Below are 16,467 nucleotides of genomic sequence, written 5' to 3' on the forward strand. Positions count from 1 at the left end.
GTATTTCTAACTCTCGGTTGAAAGTAAACAGTTAGTTGCTATAAATTAAGGTCTTTTGTTTAGATACCCATAACCTGTAAACAATATTTTTAATACTAGTGGCGATCCCTAAGTTAAGAGTGAAAATCTAAGTTTTGGGATCGCCACGTATGATCAGCTTTTTTCTTCACTTCTTGCTAACTTCTCACGATCTTTAACCCCTGGTGGTTGTTCCAGCCAGTTGTTCTGAATCATAATATCTGCACCACTCTTGGCAAGCCTTGCAACTTCAAATGATAATCGTTCATAATTTACCATTAAGTCACTTCGTTGACTTGCAGAACCAGCTGTGGAATAATTGCCAATTCCCGAGGATATGAGTAAGCTCATATGAAACATCATTAATTTATCGGAAAAGGTGGAGGCTGTCGATTCACTCACTCCTACATCCGGTACATGAGGGGCTTCAATATCATCTTTCAGTAGGGTATCTACAAAGATTTTAATATGTTTTTGAGAGATATCTTTTCCCCGAATCATAAAATCTTGGACGTCCTTTGTTGGGGAGGTTTGAGCAAAGGCAAGGCATAGTTTAATCCCAGTTGAGTTTGTTATGATATTCATATATAAATGAGAAATCTCAACAGAGTTTAACGGTCGCTTATTGCTTAACGGGTTTAAACCACTTAGGTATTTTTTGCTGTCTACATATTCTACTCTTTTCGGAACTTCAATATAAGGATGTCTTGCGTTTGTACCTTTTTGCAGCGCTATTTTAAGGGAGTCCTGAAAAAGCTGATTGGTCTCGGCCAGCCCTTTTGAAAAGTAAGAAGTTATATCCTGCCGAGCACTCATGGAGACAAACCCACTATATGCAAGCATTCCTACCTTCGCCATATGATTTACATAAGTGAGACAGAAGACATCTGTAAATAGCCATGGGGCATTCATATTTACATCCTGTTCGGTAAAGCCATTCGGTATGGCAAATTGCTCACTTTCAAATATAGCTGTTAGCTGTTCCATATGTTTCATGGATATATCATGGGCTTGTTGAATAATCGGCTTTATATCTTGATCCTCTATATGTTTAAGCATAAAATCTAAAATACATTTTGACATACTATCATTCATATACGCTGTCCAGAGTGATGCAATTTCTCCAGACGTTAAATGGACGTTATTTTCATTCATATTACTACCTCCTGAAAAACAGCCGTTTACGTTTACTATTTCCAAAATGAGGTATTTTATGTAGTGACTTAAGAAGAACTTTTAAGTGAATAGAGAGCTCTGTACAATATACAGGGCATTTTTTTGAGAAGTGAAATTGTATTTCGTACTAGATATGATATATCAAAACGAATAGTAGAACTCGATCATTCATTTCGAAAATTTACTAGATCCCAATAATTACGGCATTTTTGAGAAGCGATGTTTTCTCGTTTTTTAGCAAGGTAACTATTCCGTTCTACATCTTTCCTATCAAACATATGATTATGTAAACGCTTACTTTAGAGGTGGTAGGATGGATGGTGCTTCAACGTTAGGATTTATTTCGGTATTGCCTCCGTTAATTGCAATTGTGCTTGCTTTTTGGACAAGGGATACCATCTTATCTTTAGGTATTGCCTGTCTGGTTGGGGTATTTTTGGCGGGGGAAGGATTGCTTGGTTTTCCAAATCTAATGAAGGAAGCATTGGGTAACGAAAGTTTTTCTTGGATCTTTCTGTTAGAGATTTTTATTGGTATTTTAATTGCTTTTTTTCAACGTACAGGTGCGATCCAAAGCTTTGCTGATTTGGTGGGACGAAGGCAAGCATCAAAAAAGAGGATTGGGATAACAACGTGGTTTATGGGATTATTTGTGTTTTTTAGCGATTACTTTAGCCCAGTATTTGTTGGATCAACGATGAGAAAGGTGACCGATAAGGCAAAAATGTCTCGCGAGAAACTTGCTTATATTTGTGATTCTACGTCAGCGCCAGTTAGCGTTATTGTTCCAATTACCGGTTGGGCGGTATTTATTTCTGGGTTATTAATTGGGTTAGGACCGATACAGAATGAAGCTGATGCTCTGGATGTATTTACAAAGTCGATTCCGTTTAATTTTTATGCTGTATTGTCAGTGCTACTGGTTGGATTAATCGCTTCAGGAATTATTAAAGACTTTGGTCCAATGAGAAAGGCAGAAGAGCGTGCGCACAAGGAAGGAAAGCTAGTTCGAGACGGTTCAACACCATTAGTATCAAAGGAACTTACAAATATTAAGCCTTTCTTTAATGATCGGTTACTTAGTATTGCTTGGAATTTCTTTTTACCGGTTTTACTGATTATAACGATTGCAGTTGGTACGTATATTGGGCTTGGTTCGGCAAAAACGATGGAGGCATTTCTTGCTGCCGTGATATTTCTAGGGATTATCATGCGCATTCAAGGAATACCTGTGAAAGATATTATGGATACCGCCTTAAATGGCATCAAGGGAATCATGCCTGCTGTGATGATATTAGTTTTTGCTTATACGATTAATGCCTTAAATGAACAGATGGGTACGGCCAATTACTTAATTCAGACAACCGAAACATGGCTTAATCCTGGGTTGTTACCTGCAATTACATTTTTATTGGCAGCTGTGATCGCTTTTTCCACTGGTACGTCCTGGGGGACATTTGGGATTATGATTCCGATTGCTGTTCCACTTGCTCTTGGTTTTGCAGGAGGAGAGATTGATACAGTAGTATTAGCTACGATAGCGGCAGTAGCTGGCGGGGGAGTTTTCGGTGATCATTGTTCCCCACTATCGGATACAACGATACTTGCTTCTACTGGAGCGGCAGTTGATCATATTGATCATGTTCGCACACAAATTCCATATTCTATGGTAGTAGGAATCATTGGATTAGCAATCTATTTAGGACTTGGATTAATCGGATAATTTTTGACTGGAGGTTCTTAGATGAAGGTAATTGTACTAGGTGGATCGGGTTTACAAGGGAGAGCCGCTTTGCAGGACTTGGGAAAATGCAGTCAAGTCACTGAGATTGTTTGTGCAGATGTTTCATTCGACGGGCTGGAAAGCTTTCGCAGTCACCTTAACATGGAGAAGATGAATACTAGAAAAATAGACGCGACTTCCCAGAAAAACTTGGAATCCTTATTCACAGAAGATGCAGATGTTGTCATTGATCTTTTGCCAAAGCAATTCAACGATACCGTTGCAAGGGCGGCAATCAATACAAGGGTTTCATTGGTCAATTGTTCCTATGCAGCAGGTCTTTCCAAAGAGGTCTTTGAAAAAGCGTTGGAAAAAGAAGTGGCGATAATGCCGGAGGCAGGCTTGGATCCAGGGATTGATTTGGTGTTGTGTGGATATGGTGTGAGTCAATTAGATGAGGTCCATGATCTTTTTTCGTATTGTGGGGGTATACCAACCGCGGAAGCAGCTGATAATCCATTAAAGTACAAAATTGCATGGAACTTTGATAGTACGCTCATGTCTTACAAACGCCCAGCCTTGATGTTAAGGGAGGGAGAGGTTATTGATATACCAGCAGATCGTCAACATCACGAGGAATGGGTCACGGATATTACCTTATCCGGTATCGAGGGGTTGGAATCCATGCCAAATGGAAATGCGCTTAATTTTGCAAGATTACTAGGTATTGATACGGAAATTGTCAATACGGAACGAAGAACGATCAGATGGTCAGGTCATGCGAAGTTTTGGAAGAGCATGGTTGAGTTAGGATTCTTAACGAAAGAGCCCGTTCAAGGATTTGAATCCGATGTAACACCTCATCATTTTCTATTAAAACACTTAGAGCCTCGTCTTCAATATAAAGCGAATGAGAAAGATCTTGTATTAATGAAGAATATAATAAGAGGAAAGAAAGACGGGGAAAATATAGAAATTATTTATGAAATGATGGATGAAAGAGATTTAGAAACTGGCTTATTTGCCATGAATCGAACTGTTGGTTACACAGCAAGCATTATTGCACAAATGCTTGGAAACCATACGATTACAAAAAAGGGTGTCCTTTCACCGACAACAGATATCCCTTACCAATTGTTTATTGACGAAATTGGTTCACGTGGCATTAACATAAAGGAGAAGAAGTACCAATTAAGATAACTTGCATATAAATGAGTGGGATTGGGTTTTTGAGCTGTCTGAAAAGATTGCTCTGTAGAAGGTAATTTCTACAGGGCTTTTTTTAGTTCCTATTTATAAAGGCAGAATAGTGCAAGCGTTGATTATTTCAAAATCTTATGGAATGCGATCAAATTTTATATCCATAAAAAGTGCAATATACCTCAAAATTGACTCATCTATTAATACGTATAGCCTTGTTGGATATACCCAACATTTTAGGAGTTTCCCTTGTTTCATATTCGATTCAACTTTGCTTCACATCTGAATTGGTAATGACTCATTTTGGGCTTTATTATTTAGATATTGCGAACAATTCACGGGTTTGTAATAGTTTGTCTGCTTGTTTTAGTTTGGCATGAAATTTGCAATATTATAGTTATCAAAGAACAAGGAGGTAAGAAATATACCCATGTTTTAGTAGATTACTAAATTTGTAATTAATGTATATACAACAATCTTAAAAATGATTTCAAACAACTGTATTACGCTAAAGATGTGATAATATTAAATACTTATTTTAAAGGATGATTTTATGGAGCATTATGGATGGATAAGTATGGTTCCTGCATTATGTGTTTTGTCTGTTGCGCTCATAACGAAAAGAACAATTGAATCGCTTATTTTTGGATCAATTATTGGATTTATTATATTGGAAAAGCAACATTTTTTCTCAGCGTTTGTTGATTCATCCTTATCCGTAATGGGAGATCCAACCATTGGCTGGATTATCCTAGTTATATTATCTTTTGGCGGTCTAATTGCATTACTGGTTAAATCCGGAGGTGCATTGGCGTTTGGGGAGTTTGTTTCTTCCAAAGTAAAGACAAAAAAGGGTGCTTTGCTTATAACTTGGGTAATGGGTATTGTAATTTTCCTCGATGATTATTTAAATGCATTAACAGTCAGTACCTCAATGCAGAAAATTACGGATAAACACCGAACTTCTAGAGAATTCTTAGCCTATGTAGTAGATTCAACTGCAGCTCCGGTATGTGTGTTAATACCTTTATCTACATGGACATTTTATGTATCTGGCTTGTTTGAAGATCTTGGGCTTGCTGCGTCAGGGAATGGTTCAGTGACATATGTTACAGTTATACCGTTTATACTGTATGGTTGGGTAGCATTATTCATTGTTTTGCTAGCAATTTTTGGTATTATTCCTAAACTGGGTCCAATGAAGATAGCAGAAAAAAGAGCGGAAGAGATGGGGATTTGTCTTCCAGAAGGTTCTAAAGACTCCTCAATAGTAGATGTTGATGTGGCTGCCTCCGTTGAAACTGATGCTCAAGATTCATCACTCAACGGCAATCAGCAAAAGAAAGTGAAGCCGAAATTAATAAATTTTTTTGTCCCTATTGGTGTTTTAATCTTTTATACATGGTACTCCGGTATTGATGTATTACAGGGTGTTCTTGTTGCATTGATTGTCATGATTATTATGCTGGTTTTCCAACGATTAATGAGCTTAGGAGATTTGTTTGATACTTTTTTTGAAGGGTTTAAACCGATGATTTACCCGCTAGGAATTGTTGTATCCTCCTTTATTTTAGTAGATGTCAATAGCTCTTTAGGTCTTACAGAATATGTGATTGAAACAATAAAACCATTCATGAGTCCTGGTTTGCTTCCAGTTGTATCGTTTTTAGCCATGGCTTTAGTTGCTTTTGCAACAGGCTCATTCTGGGGAGTATATGCAATCACACTTCCGATTATTATACCGCTGGCTGAAGCAATGGGAACAAATATATGGTTGGCAGTTGGTGCCGTTCTCTCAGCAGGTGCTTTTGGAAGCCATGCTTGTCCGTATGGTGATACAACAGTATTATCTGCATCAGGTTCGGGAATTGACGCTATCACACATGTTATAACCCAAGCACCATATGTTTTATTAAGTGGATGTATAACAGCAATTGGATATTTGGTTTTAGGTTTTATCATTTGATAGCCTTCGATTTCTAAGTAGTAATACATCGTTGCGTTGTAATAATTAACTGCAGTTCATAGTAAAGTTTGTTTTTATATTCTAAGTTGGTGTACCTATCGTCAGGCTGGGAAGTCCAAAGAGAGGCTTACCAAGGTATCCTGTCATTAAGTTATGAGGGAATTTCGTCAGCAGTCCTATGTATAATCCAGTAATTGAACCAACTGGCACAGCAACCAGCTTCTATGATACCTATCTAGAAGCCAGAAAATGAACTTGCCAAGGTTAATCACGAATAGTTAACGTAAAGAAATAAAAAGGCAGTTGTTGAGTTGATTTTCAACAGCTGCCTTAAGTATCTCTGACGGCTTTAAATCACATGATGCTTGCCCCTAGTATTGTGTTTGTTTAGTTAAGATTTTTTTATATTTACGGCTGACAGCAGATTGACTAATTTTTAATGCTCGTGCGGCCTCTGTTGTAGTTTTGTATTTTTTCATCGCAAGCAAAATCAGCTGTTCCTCGGTGGATTCCTGCGCCTCGTTGAAAGGTATAATGTCGGTGATAATCGGCTTATGTTTGCCACTCTCCCCTAATCTCAATAGTGGTCTGACAGAGTCAGCAGATATCACTTGCTCCTCGGCAGTTACGACTAGACGCTCAATGATGTTTTGGAGTTCACGAATATTTCCTGGCCATGAGTAAACCTCTAATAAGTTTAATGCTTCTTGTGAAAAATAGTATTCTTTTCCGTATTTTAAATTTAATTGTTGCAAAAAATGGTAAGCTAAAAGTGGAATATCTTCCGTGCGATCGCGTAATGGCGGTACAACTATCGGGATGACATTAATTCGATAATAAAGATCTTCTCTAAATGTGCCTTCCCTCACCATTTTTTCTAGATCCTTATTTGTAGAAGCAATAATTTGAACATCAATAGGGATCGGTTTGGAGCTCCCCACAGGAAATATTTCACCTTCCTGTAGAACACGTAGCAGTTTCACTTGCAACTGTTGTGAAATCTCGCCGATTTCATCCAATACTAAAATGCCTTGATCTGCTTGCTGAAAATAGCCAATTTTTCCTTGGTTAATTGCTCCGGTAAAAGCGCCTTTTATATAGCCAAACAGTTCACTTTCCAATAAGTTTTCTGGGATCGCTCCACAATTGACTGATAGAAATGGTTTGTTTTGGCGAAGACCATTTTTGTGTATCGATTGAGCAATAACTTCTTTGCCAACCCCAGATTCTCCTAAAATTAAGACTGTAGAATGAAACTCGCCTAACTTTTTTACCTTTGTCATCACGTTATCCATTGCAGTACTGCAATAGATGACTTTATTATTTGCATTTTCAAGGTTTCGCAGATTTTGAAGTTCTTTTTCGTAACGTTTTGTTAATTCTTTCGTCTCGTTAAGCTCTGTTTTCAGTTTCGTTGTTTCCGTGATATCCCGCAGTGCAATAACAATACGATGAATATGGCCAGCCTCATCAAACACAGGATTACCGACAGCTAAAATATTTTTACCCTGTTCTGTTTCTTGAACGATCGATACTTTTTCATGTTTATCTAATACTAACCGTAAGATAGTAGGGTTGAAGTATCCTTGGTCTTCTAATTCGAAAAGATTTTGCCCGACAAGATTTTTAAATTCTTCGTTCCAAAGTCCAGAAATAAAGTTATCATTGAAGCGAAGGATATCCCCCTTATCATTTACTACTAATATCTCATCGTACATCGATGAGAGAATTGCGTTTAAATCAGCATTGAGATTTTTGACGTACGCAATTTCCATCGCCATCTCTTCTACTTTAGGCAAATCTTGAACGACAATCATGATACCGTCCAAATTATCTTTGGAATCCGAAATGGGTATATAATCAACTAAAACCCCTGCTTCATCCTCAATCTGAATCTGGTTTAGAATTTTCTTTTTGGTACGGAATACTTTCTTAAGGTTATCGCCATTAAACCATTGAGAAGCTGCAGTACCCTCTAACTTCTTTAAAGAAGATTTAATCATTCTTAGTCCAGCTTCATTCGAGTTTACGATCTTTCCTTCGTTATCTGTGATAAAAATCCCCATAGGGATCGAGGAAAGCATGAATTTTAACAAGTTCGTGTTGTCATCTTCTATACGTAAAAGCTCAACTAGTAAATCTTCTCGCCGGATATATCCAATATATTCGTCATTTTCACCTTTAACAAGAGCAATCGGCTCCCCTAAAAGTTGAAAAATAAAGGTAGATGGTATTTCTGACTGATCTTGATGGATAACTCCCACATTTTCCAGAGAATGTGCGCTTTCATACAAATTATCTATTGTAATATCCTCCATTTGCTCCCAATTCGTATCACGTAGATGAATATAAGCATTTATTTGATTATTTGCCTTAAGAAAGAGAAATGCATTGGGATTATTCTTTAAACGGCTTTGCCAGCTTTCTTCCTCAGGTGCTATTGAAATAGTGAATAGGGGATGAAGTTTATTTTTAATTACAACAGTCATGTAATGACCTCCACGATAAATTTCATTTATTATCAGATTATCACAAAATATGCAAAAATGCATAATAGTTAAAAAATAAAGGGTGCTAATATTGTGAAATCAGTTTTCTGAAAAATTGTAACTTATTTTAATTATTGTCGCAGGTTAACAGGAAGCCAACCATGGAGTGAACTTCGCCTATTAGGATGAAAATAGGTAAAGATTGTCTGCATTTTCATGGGGGGTAAAACAAATAGGATAAGTGGGGACGAAAGAAAATCCCCACTGATTGAAGATTTACTTTATAGAAGTGATTGGGTGAAATAAAGCATAGATAAAAAATTACTTGTAATTGATATGTATCACATCCGTATTTTAATGCTGTATTGCATAGATCTATGCAATACAGCATACGCTTGGCTGGATAACTAGAGACTGAAATTAATGTTTTAGTTTTGTATGAAATTTTGCGTTATTTAAGTGATTTGCAGAGCTAAACACATCCGGTACAAACACTCATTGCTTAATGACTGCTTCCAGACGCTCTTACGATAAATCAACATTGATTCGTTGCACTCTGGTCTACAGATAGAATATCAGTGAGGTATTACATTGCTTTTGCGCCGAGGGCCCAGATCATACATAGAAACGTTTGCTTGCTCCATTGTTTAAAAACCAAGGTAGCCTTAGTGAATTTATTTTTTTGGTAAAATTTAAAATAAACTAAAAATTGGCATAATAATTGCATGGAAAGTATAGAAAGTCTAAAATTTCATGGCTTTTTATATTCTTCGTTTTTCACAGGGAGACAAATATTAAATTGGAGGAGATGAAAATGGCGGAAGGTATGGTGCGATTAGAGAATATTTCTAAAAAGTTTGCTAATACTTACGCAGTTAAAGAGTTAAATCTAGATATTAAAACAGGAGAGTTTTTGACATTACTAGGACCATCTGGTTGTGGAAAGACTTCAACGTTACGAGTGATTGCCGGGTTTGAAAAACCGACTTCGGGAAATATTTGGATTGATGGAAAAAAAGTAGACAAGATTGAACCGTACAACCGAGAAGTTAATACTGTTTTCCAAAGTTATTCATTGTTTCCACATATGACGGTTGCTGATAATGTAGCATTTGGTTTAAAAATGAAAAAAGTATCAAAACAGGATATTAAAAACAAAGTTAAGGAAGCTTTGAATCTTGTACAACTAGAAAATTTTGCTGCTAGAAAACCAAAAAATCTCAGCGGAGGTCAACAGCAACGGATTGCTATTGCTCGTGCGATTGTAAATAACCCGAAAGTACTCCTGCTAGATGAACCGTTGGGAGCACTGGATTTAAAACTTCGTAAGCAGATGCAACTCGAACTAAAACAGCTGCAACAAGAGTTAGGCATGACTTTTATCTATGTTACTCATGATCAAGAAGAAGCTTTAACGATGTCGGATCGGATTGTCATTATGAATCAAGGGAAAATTGAACAGACGGGGTTGCCGGATGAAATCTATGAAAAACCTGCAACAAAATTTGTGGCTGATTTTATCGGTGAGACAAACCTATTTGAAGGAAAGGTTATGCAAACAAATGACACATACGCAACAATGGAGTGTGCTGGACAGTATATAATCATCCCAAACAACCAGAATTTTCTGGAAAATGAAAGTGTTTATATGTCTATTCGTCCAGAAAAAATTAAGGTTTCTGCGCACGCTAATGATAAAGTCAAGCAGTTAAAAGTAATCATGAAAGACGAAATTTATATAGGTTCGGTCACAAAGATTATCGCTGCGTTTCCAGACGGGCAGGAGGTTGTGGCTCATGGGTCGCGCGATATTTTTAAGCGTTGTTCTCAAGGCTCCCAGCTTTACCTAAGCTGGGAGCCGGCTGATAGTATAGTGTTCAAAATGAAGGAGAAATTGGAAGTATAGCTCAAAACTAGGAAAGAGGGGGATATGAATTTGAAGAAAAAGATATTACCGTTGTTGGCGGTTGTGGTTCTTGCGCTAGCCGCTTGCTCAAAAGCTGGCAGTGAGTCGTCGGGAGGAAGCGATGCCAATGCAGGAGAAGAGTTGTCTGATGAATTAGTTGTTTTTAACTGGAGTGAATATATGCCGCAAGAAATTTTAAATGGCTTTGAAGAAGAATTCGGCGTAGATGTTATTTATTCAACGTTCAGTTCAAATCAGGAAATGCTTGCAAAGGTAAGTGCTGGTACTGTTGCTTATGATATTGTCGTCCCATCTGATTTTTTCGTAAATCAGCTACAAGAAAAAGACCTACTTCAGGAGATCAATTTCGAAAATATACCAAATTATAAAAATATTGCAGACGAATGGAAAGGTCTTCCGTTTGATCCGGATGAAAAGTACTCCGTTCCTTACATGTTTGGGTATGACGGTATTGCGTACAACAAAGAAAAAATAAAAGAGCCACCCACCAGCTGGGAAGATTTGTGGAATCCTAAATATAAAGGGCATGTCATTACCATGGAAGAGCCGAAAGAAAATTTTAACATGGTTCTTCAATATTTAGGATACGACCACAATGATCCAACAGAAGAGCAGCTTAAAGAAGGTGCGGAAAAATTGAAAGAATTAGTACCAAACTTATTAGCATTCAAATCTACTCCAGAAGCAGAGTTTGTTAGTGAAGAAGCGTGGATTGGGTATGCGTATTCAGGAGCAGCAGCTGTAGCTTGGAAAGAAAACAAAAACGTAGGATTCGTGCTTCCAGAAGAAGGTGGAATTAGATGGACGGATACCATGGTAATCCCAAAGAATGCTGAACACAAATATACGGCAGAGGTTTTCATGAACTATCTATTAAGGCCGGAAGTGAGTAAGAAATTGTCAGAAGCGTATCCTTACGGCAATCCAAATAAAGCTGCAGTTGAAATACTTGATGACAAAATAAAGAAAAGTCCTGGCCTTATCATGCCGAACGAAAAAGTTGAGAAAGCAGGTTGGGGAAAGCCGCTTGCCCCCGATAAAAATCAATTGATGAATCGTTATTTCCAAAAAGCAAAAGTGAATTAACAGGATGAAAAAAGCGACGATGCTTTTCATCCGGATATTTCAGAGAAATCATGATAATCAATAAACCATTGATTTTTATGTGTATTGCACATCGTGAGTGTATGGGACTGAAGTAATTTCGGTTTAAAGCTTGCTACTATTTTTTTATTGCTGAAGGCAGGTGCAAATATGAGAGAAGGTACGAAGAAAACATTATTTGTCTTTACTATACTCGTTTTTGCTTTCTTTTATATACCTATCCTTGTCTTAATGGTTTTTTCATTTAATGACTCTAAGATAGGGACGGTATGGACAGGATTTACGTTTGATTGGTATATTCGATTATTTTCAAATTCGCAAATTATCGATGCAGCATTTAATAGTTTGTTTATCGCAATAGTGACGACTGTTATTTCCACAGTACTGGGAACATTAGCCGCTCTTACTCTCCATCGATATGGATTTCCGGGAAAGAGAACGGTTGGTTTCGTTTTCTATATTCCAGTTGTTATACCTGATATTGTCTTAGCGGTTGCTCTGTTAGTACTATATAGTTTTCTGAACGTTAAATTAGGTCTAGCTACTGTAATCCCCGGTCATGTTGTGTTCGCGACCTCATTTGTTATTCTCGTGCTCTTAGCGAGGTTAGCTGGCTTAGATAAAGCACTAGAAGAGGCAGCTAAAGACCTTGGGGCTAATGAGTGGCATACATTTTGGAAAGTTACGTTTCCGTTAATTTATCCTGGAATTCTAGCAGGCGCTTTGTTGGCATTTACTATTTCCCTAGACGAATTTGTTGTTGCATTTTTCACGACGGGACCAGGTTCTAATACGCTACCTGTTCTTGTCTATTCGATGGTACGGCGAGGGGTATCCCCGGAAATTAATGCTTTATCTACCATTCTGATTTTAGCGGTCGTACTTGTCATTGTAATCGTTGGCTGGAGAATGAACAGGATGAATAAACAGCAGGGAGGGATTTGATATGATACGTAACATTAGAACAGCATATTTGATGTTATCTCCATCTTTAGTTTGGCTTCTTGTCTTTTTAGTCGTTCCAGTTGGAATGATTACTGTAATTAGTTTTACCACGAATCTTGGATTTGGTGGCATCCTTTATGAATTCAGCATGGAAGCGTATCGTTTAGCATTTAGTTCTTTATATGCAAAGGCGATTTGGCAGTCTCTTTGGTGGTCTGTGATTGCAACAGTTATTTGCGGAATTATTGCTTATCCATTTGCTTATTTTATCGCTCATGCAGGGAAATGGAAAAACTTTTTGTTGTTGCTAGTAATGGTGCCATTTTGGACAAATTTGCTGATCCGGCTTTATTCCTGGATTATATTAATGAATAACCAAGGTGTTATTAATAATTTACTTCTTAAGATCGGTATTATTGACGAACCAATTACGATGCTTTATACACCATTTGCCATCATTGTAGGATTAGTGTACGGCTTTCTGCCGTTTATGATTCTTCCTATCTATGCTTCTATCGAACAGTTAGATAAAACATATTTAGAAGCGGCTGAAGATTTAGGTGCGAATCCCGTCAAAACATTTCTGACTGTGACGTTGCCGCTGACGTTTCCAGGTGTGCTTACAGGAACAATTATTACCTTTGTACCGGCTATCAGTGTTTTTGTCGTAACCGATTTATTGACCGGCGGACGTTTATTGATGATTGGAAATGTGATTCGTGATGCATTTTTAGTAGAGATGAACTGGCAGCTAGGTTCTGCGATTTCACTCTTATTAATGATTTTGGTTCTATTATCTATTGTGGTATTAATCAAGTTTACATCATCTGATGATGATAGCTCTTTATTATAGGAATGGAATGTTAAATAAACATAATTTTAAATAGAAGGTGAAAGTATGGATCTATTATCAATGTGGGAAGGTACAGCGAATAACAGTATGAATCGTTCGCTATTGGAAGGAGAGGAGTGTTGTGATGTGGTCATTATTGGCGGCGGTTTTACAGGACTCTCCACAGCCTATCACTTACAAGAAAAACAATGCAGCACAATTGTTCTTGAACAGGGAAAAGTTGGATGCGGAGCAAGCGGCAGGAATGGAGGAGAAGTACTGACTGGTTATCTTGGATCTATGGAATATTGGACGGAGAAAAAAGGATTACATGCAGCGAAAAAGATGTGGCAGCTTTCGTTAGACTCGATCGATCTGATTGAAAATATTATTAATAAACATGATATTTCTTGTGATTTTAAGCGGAATGGAGACTTTTTGGCAGCATATAAACCATCACATTTAGAGTCTATGAAAAAAGATCAAGAATTTATGGCTAGTAAACTGAATTATTATGGGATTGATATTGTAGAAAAGAATGAGATAAAGAATGAACTGGAAACTTCTTTCTATTCCGGAGGGCGTGTTGATTATAAAAGTGCTCATTTTCATCCACTTAACTACACATTAGGTTTGGCAAAGGCAGCTGAAAAACTGGGTGCGAAAATATACGAACGCTCAGAAGCTACAGGTGTAAAAAGAAATTCAAAAAACAAATTCATTGTTCGGACCGACAAAGGCAAAGTGATTGCGGATAATCTAGTGATTGCTACAAATGCCTATTCTGGTGATTTAAACAAAATAGTTAAAAAATCCGTTGTTCCGGTGGAAAGTATTATGATAGCAACCGAGTCTCTTCCAGAAGATGTAGTAGAAGCGCTAATTAAAAATAATCGTGCGGTCTCGGATACAAAGAACCTTCTTTATTATTTCCGAAGGACCGGGGACAATCGTTTGGCGTTTGGCGGTTCAGGAAGAGCATCAAGTAAACGCGATCAAAACCGAATTTATGAAAATCTTTTAGAAGGGATGTTGAGCGTTTTCCCACAATTAAAGGGAACACGTATCGAATATCGGTGGGGAGGAAAAGTAGGATTCACGCAGAACATGCTTCCTTGTATTGGCCAATTAAAGGATGGAGCACATTTTGCATTTGGTTATGGGGGGCATGGTGCTGCAATGGCCTCTTTACTAGGGAAGACAATGGCGGAAGATATTTTGGAGGAAGGAGATCCGGACAACCCACTTCGTATTAAAAAATTGCGGTCTATCCCATTCCACAACCAACATTCCAAAGCAGTTGGAGTAATGAAGTTTTACAAACAGTTTCAAGATCGGTTTTTTGGTTAGAATTTAAGGCCTAATAAATGTAAAGTTAAAAATTCACAGATAGTAAGAAGGGACATGAGATGATGACGGAAACGAAAATAGATGTTTCGACTTTTGAAAAAAAGATAGTTATCCGTGAAATAGAATCACAGGATATTGATGTAATTGTACGGATTGCTCAAATCGGATTCGATAATCCCGACATCGCGTTTGAAAAAAAGCACTATGAAAGTCATATTCGAATTTTCCCTGAGGGACAGGTATGCGTTTTATATAACGGCCAAATTATTGGATCGAGCTCGAGCCTTATTGTTAATTACGAAGATTATGGGGATGATCATTCAATAGATGATATTTCTGGAGGAGGGTATATTACAAATCATAACCCGAATGGAAATCATTTGTATGGGATTGATGTGGTGGTGCATCCTGACTTCAGACACTTGAAAATCGGAAGGCGTCTTTATAAGGAACGACGGAAGCTATGCAAAAAATTAAATCTGAAAAGTATTATCTTCGGTGGAAGGATTCCCAATTACCACAAATATGCAGATGTACTGACTGCTGAAGAATATGTTGAACAAGTGAGGGACCAGCAGATTTACGATCCAGTGTTAATTTTTCAATTAATGAATGGATTTGAAATCAGAGGGGTGAAAGCGAATTATTTGTTAGAGGATGAAGCTTCATTAAAGTATGCGACGATACTGGAGTGGAAAAACATCGATCATGTCCCAGCAGACCGTCAGTATTATCAACATGCCATGCCGGTAAGGATCTCCATGATACAATATGGATTAAGGAACATGCAGTATTTTGAAGAATTTGCTTCGCAGTGTGAGTATTTCATTAGCCTTGCTTCTAAAAAGCGCTCAGACTTTGCGGTGCTTCCAGAAGCATTGACTCTTCAGCTATTGTCTTTCTTGGGAGAGAAGGTCCCAAGTAAACAAATTCGAAGCTTGACCAAATATACAGAGGCATATGTGAAACTTTTTTCGGATCTTGCTATACGTTACAGTATAAATATTATTGCAGGTTCTCACTTTATCGAAGAAACCGATTCTATTTATAATGTATCTTTCTTATTTCATCGAAACGGAAAAATTGATAAACAATATAAGCTGCATATTACAGCAGACGAGCGAAAATGGTGGGGTATTAAGCCAGGTAGTACGATGGACGTATTTGATACAGATTGCGGAAAAATTGCGATCCTAATCGGGTATGATATTCTCTTTCCAGAACTAGCACGAAAAGTAGTAGAAAATGGAGCGGACATTTTATTTACTCCTTATACAGTTGAAGATCAGCAAGGGTATGCGCGTATTCGCTGCTGTGCTCAGGCACGTGCTATTGAAAATCAAGTATATACCGTCACCACTGGTATGACCGGACATTTATCTAGGGTGTATCGCATGAATGCACAATACACGCAATCGAGTATTTTCTCCCCGTCTGACTTAGGTTTTGGACATAACGGTGTGGTTACTGAATCAGATTTTAATGTGGAAATGACGATTTATGGTGAACTGGATTTGGAACTCATCCGCCGGAATCGTGAGGTTGGTACCGTCACCCCTTTGAAAGATAGACGTACAACGATTTACTAAAGAATAGATGTAAGTAGATATAACGAGGACTGTTCTGAATCTTTATTCCGGACAGGCTCATTTCCGAAGAGTACAGGCTATAAATATATAACTGAGGTTTTCATTAACTTGATACAGCATAAAGAATAATCCCGACATTATTATGCAA

The 16,467-nt window shown here is 37.6% G+C and carries 11 protein-coding genes; 9 read left to right on the forward strand and 2 right to left on the reverse strand.

Annotated features, from left to right (window positions below):
* Nucleotides 1-153 precede the first annotated feature (153 nt).
* Nucleotides 154-1,173, reverse strand: coding sequence for a DUF3231 family protein (locus BN990_RS04020; protein WP_021289539.1), 1,020 nt, complete (start codon nucleotides 1,171-1,173; stop codon nucleotides 154-156).
* Nucleotides 1,174-1,507: 334 nt separating this feature from the next.
* Between BN990_RS04020 and BN990_RS04025 the strand changes: the two genes are divergently transcribed.
* The 3 genes from BN990_RS04025 (at nucleotide 1,508) to BN990_RS04035 (ending at nucleotide 6,083) form a co-directional block, all read left to right on the forward strand.
* Entirely contained in the window at nucleotides 1,508-2,917 is a 1,410-nt protein-coding gene (locus BN990_RS04025) for a Na+/H+ antiporter NhaC family protein (RefSeq protein ID WP_038242546.1), read from the forward strand.
* 21 nt (nucleotides 2,918-2,938) lie between these two features.
* Complete coding sequence (locus BN990_RS04030; protein ID WP_021289537.1) at nucleotides 2,939-4,117, forward strand: saccharopine dehydrogenase family protein; 1,179 nt, start codon at nucleotides 2,939-2,941, stop codon at nucleotides 4,115-4,117.
* A gap of 553 nt (nucleotides 4,118-4,670) precedes the next feature.
* Complete coding sequence (locus BN990_RS04035; RefSeq protein WP_021289536.1) at nucleotides 4,671-6,083, forward strand: Na+/H+ antiporter NhaC family protein; 1,413 nt, start codon at nucleotides 4,671-4,673, stop codon at nucleotides 6,081-6,083.
* 371 nt (nucleotides 6,084-6,454) lie between these two features.
* Here BN990_RS04035 and BN990_RS04040 read toward each other — a convergent pair whose 3' ends face one another.
* Nucleotides 6,455-8,572, reverse strand: a complete 2,118-nt coding sequence (locus BN990_RS04040; protein WP_038242548.1) for a sigma 54-interacting transcriptional regulator — start codon at nucleotides 8,570-8,572, stop codon at nucleotides 6,455-6,457.
* 814 nt (nucleotides 8,573-9,386) lie between these two features.
* On the opposite strand from BN990_RS04040, the gene BN990_RS04045 reads away from it, so the two are divergent.
* The 6 genes from BN990_RS04045 (at nucleotide 9,387) to BN990_RS04070 (ending at nucleotide 16,319) form a co-directional block, all read left to right on the forward strand.
* Complete coding sequence (locus BN990_RS04045; protein WP_038242550.1) at nucleotides 9,387-10,478, forward strand: ABC transporter ATP-binding protein; 1,092 nt, start codon at nucleotides 9,387-9,389, stop codon at nucleotides 10,476-10,478.
* Between the two features lie 24 nt (nucleotides 10,479-10,502).
* On the forward strand, nucleotides 10,503-11,585 hold the full coding sequence (locus BN990_RS04050; RefSeq protein WP_031335105.1) for an ABC transporter substrate-binding protein: 1,083 nt from the start codon (nucleotides 10,503-10,505) through the stop codon (nucleotides 11,583-11,585).
* A 168-nt stretch (nucleotides 11,586-11,753) separates the two neighbouring features.
* Nucleotides 11,754-12,548: an ABC transporter permease gene (locus tag BN990_RS04055; protein WP_038242552.1), complete on the forward strand. Its 795-nt coding sequence runs from the start codon at nucleotides 11,754-11,756 to the stop codon at nucleotides 12,546-12,548.
* Nucleotide 12,549: 1 nt separating this feature from the next.
* Entirely contained in the window at nucleotides 12,550-13,401 is an 852-nt protein-coding gene (locus BN990_RS04060) for an ABC transporter permease (RefSeq protein WP_038242562.1), read from the forward strand.
* 45 nt (nucleotides 13,402-13,446) lie between these two features.
* Entirely contained in the window at nucleotides 13,447-14,730 is a 1,284-nt protein-coding gene (locus BN990_RS04065; RefSeq protein WP_051739013.1) for an NAD(P)/FAD-dependent oxidoreductase, read from the forward strand.
* Nucleotides 14,731-14,789: 59 nt separating this feature from the next.
* Nucleotides 14,790-16,319 carry a bifunctional GNAT family N-acetyltransferase/carbon-nitrogen hydrolase family protein gene (locus tag BN990_RS04070; protein ID WP_370459164.1) on the forward strand — a complete coding sequence of 510 codons (1,530 nt, stop codon included), beginning with the start codon at nucleotides 14,790-14,792 and terminating at the stop codon, nucleotides 16,317-16,319.
* The last annotated feature ends 148 nt before the right edge of the window (nucleotides 16,320-16,467 follow it).

Source organism: Virgibacillus salexigens (genome assembly GCF_000723585.1).
Lineage (GTDB): Bacteria > Bacillota > Bacilli > Bacillales > Amphibacillaceae > Virgibacillus > Virgibacillus salexigens.